This is a genomic window from Alkalibacillus haloalkaliphilus C5, assembly GCF_000269905.1.
GTDB classification, from domain to species: domain Bacteria; phylum Bacillota; class Bacilli; order Bacillales; family Alkalibacillaceae; genus Alkalibacillus; species Alkalibacillus haloalkaliphilus_A.
The window spans coordinates 1-4,463 of the sequence record NZ_AKIF01000193.1 but is presented as its reverse complement, the minus strand read 5'-3'; the positions used below and the strand labels follow the sequence as shown (position 1 = coordinate 4,463).

The following is a 4,463-nucleotide window of genomic DNA, read 5'->3' as shown; positions in this document are numbered from 1 at the left end:
AAATATATCTTGTTCAAAAGTGGTTAAAACGTGCTGTGTCGTCCGGTTTATATTTATAGAATGGAAGTTATACCATGAGAAAAAGAGTATCGTAAGAATAACACTTAAAACAATCAATTGTTCAACCAATGTAAAACCATTTGAATTATTAATCTTCGTTCGCAACTGTCACACGACCATTATTGAGTAATAACTCAGTTTCATCAGGACATGTAGCACTAGGGATATAATCATCGACTAATTCATTCAATTCACTTGGGTAAGAACCTTCTTCTAGTTTGTAAAGTTGGACTTGTGATTGAACTAAGTCAACATATGCATCACATCCAGTGTCATCAACAAAACTATTGTGTTTTATGACATTTGGGATCGTTAAGATTAATAAAACAGATATGATAAACAAGACGATGAGCATTTCTATTAAAGTAAATCCTTTGTTATTTTTGAACATGATTTTCACCTCTACATATGATTTATTAGTTGGAACATAGGAAACAGTGTGAACAAGTATATAACGACCACCATACTGCCGATGAGTAAATATAGAGTAGGTTGAACCATAAGCAGCACTTTTTGTGTTCGTTCCTCTAATGTTGAAAGTGCAATAGAAGAGTAGGCTCTTAAGTCTTCAAGTAATGTTCCTTGTTCAGAGCTTCTAAGAATTAAAAATTTAAAATCTTCTTCAATAAGGCTAAGGCCATTTGTTGAAGTAACTAACTGATCTCCATTTTTCAAACGGTCAATTATGATTTGTGCATAATGACGTAATATAATTAAATCATTTTGGTGACTCATAATAATTAAGCCTTCTTTAACTGTTTTACCGCCATTTATTGTTGAAGATAAATGATAGGCAAAGTGAATCGTTGTCGTTAACTTAACAATAGATCTTATAAAAGGAATTCTTTCTATAATAGTAATTTTTCGATCAATATCTCCATTTTTGTAAATGAAGTACACTATAAGAGTGAAAATAATAGTAAGGCATAGTATTAAAGTGATGCTAGTTTGGATCATTGTAACGAATAAATTAAACCAGTAACTTGAAGAGTGGTCTCCAAAGCTGGTCATCGTCTCAGTGTAGGCTGGGAGAAGAAAGCTACTTATGAAAAAAAAACCGCCAAACGAGATTAACAGTAAGGTCAATGGATACTTGATTAAACTTTTTAACTTGTTATAAAAGTCTAATCTCATCTTTAACATGTTATGGCAATTGATAATTTGTTCATTCATTTGCCCGGTTTCTCTTGAAAAGTACAGAAATGCTATCACGATAGGGTGGAATTTTAGTAAACGAAAGCAGTCCTCAATACTTTTACCGTCTTGCAAAAGGCTGACAAAGATTTTAGCTAAGTTACTGAATTGAGGGTCGTACATCATAAATTCTAATGAACGTTTTAATGTAAAATGATTAGCGAGAAGTTTTGAGAGACGTTCTAAAAAAGCAACTTGTTCACTTAAATTAACCGACTTGTTAGTAACTTTGAGTGGAATAACCATAAGCATAAGCTTTTCTCCTTAGTTGATGGAAGGTATAAAAATGACTGTTATTTTCAGGAGGGAAGCCTTTTATGGAACGGGTTAGGCTTTCACCTTCTAGTAATTCGGCGATTGCTAACCTCGAGTATCCACGTTGTTCTTGCAATGTGTTTGATAATGGAATCAATTGTTGAGCTGCAATCCCGATAATCGTTTGATGAAGCTCGGTTTTCGTCAGTCCCATTTCTAATAGCCTTTCGATTGTGCCATGGGCGTTTTTAGCATGAACGGTAGTTAAAACTAGGTGTCCTGTTAATGCAGCTCTAAATGCAAATTGAGCTGTTGCTTCATCGCGAACCTCACCAACCGTTATAATGTCTGGGTCATGTCTTAAAGCTGCTTTCAACCCTACATCGTAGCTGAATCCAGCTTTTTCATTAACTTGCACTTGTAATATTTGATCGACATCTCGTTCGATTGGGTCTTCCAGCGAAATTGTTTGATATCCGTAACGTTTGATCGCTTCTTTCATTAATGCAAACATTGTAGACGACTTACCGCTTCCTGTTGGGCCAGTAAATAATATAATGCCTGCTTTGTTTTGGATCCAATTAAGAAGAGATTCAGTTTGCTTAGGGAATAAGAACAGCTCGTTAATAGTAGGTGACTTGTTTTTTGGTAAAATTCTTATAGCAAGACTTTCAGTTGAAGTTAAAGGTAATGTAGATAATCTTAAATGGTAAGCATCGTGACTAATTGACAAAGGGATCGTACCGTCTTGTGGGATTCGGTTCTCTGCAATATCCATACCAGAAGTAAATTTGTAATAACTTAACAAGGTTTGGTAATCTGTAAGTGGTATTCTTTTATAAAACCAACGATATCCATTTATTCTAAAATGGATTGTTACGTCAACTTCTTCAGGTGAAAAATGGACATCTGTAGCCCCTTTTTGAATAGCGTCATGAATAATATGGTTAGATAAGTGATCTGGTTTCATAAAATCACTCCTTAATACAGAAGTTTAGTAGGTGATCTAATGACAACTATTGCGTTAATTGGATTTATGGGTTCTGGAAAATCGACTATTGGACAACGTCTTGCACATTCAATGGAAACTCCTTTTATTGATACAGATGATGAAATTGTTAATAAAGTCGGTATGTCAATCCCTGAAATTTTTGACCATTTTGGTGAACTATACTTTCGAAACGTTGAAAGTGAAGTATTAAAATCACTTTCTAAGCAGGACTGTGTTGTTGCAACAGGTGGTGGAATCATTGAGTTGGATGCCAATCGACAAACGTTAAAAAGCGATGATTTTTTGACTATATGGTTGGACCTACCATTTGATACGGTTATGAATAGAATAGCTAACGATGAGTCTAGGCCACTTTGGAATCAAGATCTTGAAAAAAGACTGAACTTGTTCAATAATAGACAGTCACTTTATGATGATTCATCACATTTTTCAGTGAAAGTAGACGACCAGCCAGTCGAAGACATTGTCGAGGAAATTAAACGCTATATATATTCTTATACAACGTTTGAAACTTAACGTCAATACGACGAAAATCGATAACTTTTGTGTTTAATAAAAAAACCAATGAAGTTTTGTCTTGTTAAACAAAATTCATTGGTTTTTTTCGTTTCTTAGTCGAAAAACTTTTTATTAAGAAGTTGTTAGTTGTTTTGTACGCTCTTGTGTTAAATAGAACAAACCGCCATTGATCCAATTCACTTCAACTTTTGGGTATAGCCTTTCATAAATTTGTTCCTTTGATTGATCGTAAAATTGTTGATCTTCATCGGTGTGGAGCTCTGTTAATTCGTCTAACATTTTTAACTCTTGGTGATAAAGTTCAATTGATTTTTCACTAAAGGACGTCGCTTCCTGTTCAATTCTACTTGATAACTCTTTAGTAATATGTTCAATAGATCTTTCAGGCGATATGATATATGGAATTTTGTAGGCATAATCAGGTACATGTTGTACAAATTGTTGGTTAAGATTTTCATCAATCCAATTAAAACGCATTGTACCGTTTGTTAGAAGTATACCTATACTAACCATTTCGTCATGAATATACCATCCGCGGTACTTAATTTGTAAGTTGCAAACAAACCAAGGGTATAGAGGTGTCCTGTTGGTGTTTCCGCTATTCTCTTCATAAAGGGTAGTATAGCGACCTTCTTCTTGAATCACGTTAAATATTTGTTGTAAGCGTGGTGAACCAAAGTGAATCCACTCACCATCAGCTTCAATACCTTCTTTAGATTTATATGTGACGGTCATTGGTTCACCTTCATAGCCCATCGTATTAATGTATTGCCAGTAAAATGGGCGGTTCATTAACTGTTGGTCTAACTCTTTCGTTAATTTAACTGTTAACAAACCGTCTTGGTTGTCTAAAATAGCGGCTTGCCTATGAGCAAAAAATTCATAAAGAAACCCATGTATCTCAGCTTGTTTCATCTTTTAGCTCCCCTTCAGTATATTTACTTTCACTTTGAATTACTGACATTAAGTTATCGATTTTAATTTCTGCTTCTTTTGTTGAATGTGACTCTTTTATGATATCCGTTATTTCTTCTTCAAAACTATTAGCCCCGAAGCTACTTAAGATTTGATCAATCTCTCCAATTACACCTTCGAAAATTGATAGTTTATCGTAAAGGAGGTTAAGGATTTTTTCATCCATTGTGTTGTTTAAGACAACGTAAAATATATTAACGGTATCTTTTTGTCCGAATCGATGGATGCGTCCAATTCGTTGTTCTAACTTCATCGGATTCCATGGTAAGTCATAATGGATCATATTGTTACAAAATTGCAAGTTCAATCCTTCTGCACCTGCGTCTGTTGCTATTAGAACTTTTGCATTGTTTTGAAACAATTGTAGCATCCATTGTTTTTTGCTTTTTCTAAAATCACCGTTATATGGTACAGCGCTTATGCCGTTTTGTTGGCATAGCCATTGTAA

Annotated in this window: 6 protein-coding genes; 1 reads left to right on the top strand and 5 read right to left on the bottom strand. The window is 34.4% G+C overall.

The window, feature by feature from the left end; genetic code table 11:
* Positions 1 to 148 precede the first annotated feature (148 nt).
* From comGC to comGA, 3 genes are read right to left on the bottom strand one after another with little or no spacing between them, the layout of a single operon-like run.
* A complete protein-coding gene (comGC, locus tag A194_RS0114930; RefSeq protein WP_017187603.1) occupies positions 149 to 451 on the bottom strand; it encodes a competence type IV pilus major pilin ComGC in 303 nt (100 codons plus the stop codon).
* Between the two features lie 11 nt (positions 452 to 462).
* A complete protein-coding gene (locus tag A194_RS0114925; RefSeq protein ID WP_017187602.1) occupies positions 463 to 1,506 on the bottom strand; it encodes a type II secretion system F family protein in 1,044 nt (347 codons plus the stop codon).
* Positions 1,475 to 2,479: a competence type IV pilus ATPase ComGA gene (gene comGA, locus A194_RS0114920; RefSeq protein ID WP_017187601.1), complete on the bottom strand. Its 1,005-nt coding sequence runs from the start codon at positions 2,477 to 2,479 to the stop codon at positions 1,475 to 1,477. Before comGA ends, A194_RS0114925 begins: the two co-directional genes overlap by 32 nt.
* A 39-nt stretch (positions 2,480 to 2,518) precedes the next feature.
* Here comGA and A194_RS0114915 point away from each other — a divergent pair, with 39 nt between their 5' ends.
* A complete protein-coding gene (locus tag A194_RS0114915; protein WP_017187600.1) occupies positions 2,519 to 3,037 on the top strand; it encodes a shikimate kinase in 519 nt (172 codons plus the stop codon).
* A gap of 114 nt (positions 3,038 to 3,151) precedes the next feature.
* On the opposite strand, the gene A194_RS0114910 is transcribed toward A194_RS0114915, so the two are convergent.
* Positions 3,152 to 3,955: a YqhG family protein gene (locus A194_RS0114910; protein WP_017187599.1), complete on the bottom strand. Its 804-nt coding sequence runs from the start codon at positions 3,953 to 3,955 to the stop codon at positions 3,152 to 3,154.
* The coding region (locus tag A194_RS18725) for a helicase-related protein (RefSeq protein ID WP_040403123.1) at positions 3,942 to 4,463 on the bottom strand (522 nt) is incomplete at its 5' end. The genes A194_RS18725 and A194_RS0114910, both read right to left, overlap by 14 nt.

Excerpts from the sequence above, each read along its gene's own strand:
- comGC (WP_017187603.1), bottom strand. The coding sequence starts at position 451 with ATGTTCAAAAATAACAAAGGATTTACTTTAATAGAAATGCTCATCGTC.
- A194_RS0114925 (WP_017187602.1), bottom strand. The coding sequence starts at position 1,506 with ATGCTTATGGTTATTCCACTCAAAGTTACTAACAAGTCGGTTAATTTA.
- comGA (WP_017187601.1), bottom strand. The coding sequence starts at position 2,479 with ATGAAACCAGATCACTTATCTAACCATATTATTCATGACGCTATTCAA.
- A194_RS0114915 (WP_017187600.1), top strand. The coding sequence starts at position 2,519 with ATGACAACTATTGCGTTAATTGGATTTATGGGTTCTGGAAAATCGACT.
- A194_RS0114910 (WP_017187599.1), bottom strand. The coding sequence starts at position 3,955 with ATGAAACAAGCTGAGATACATGGGTTTCTTTATGAATTTTTTGCTCAT.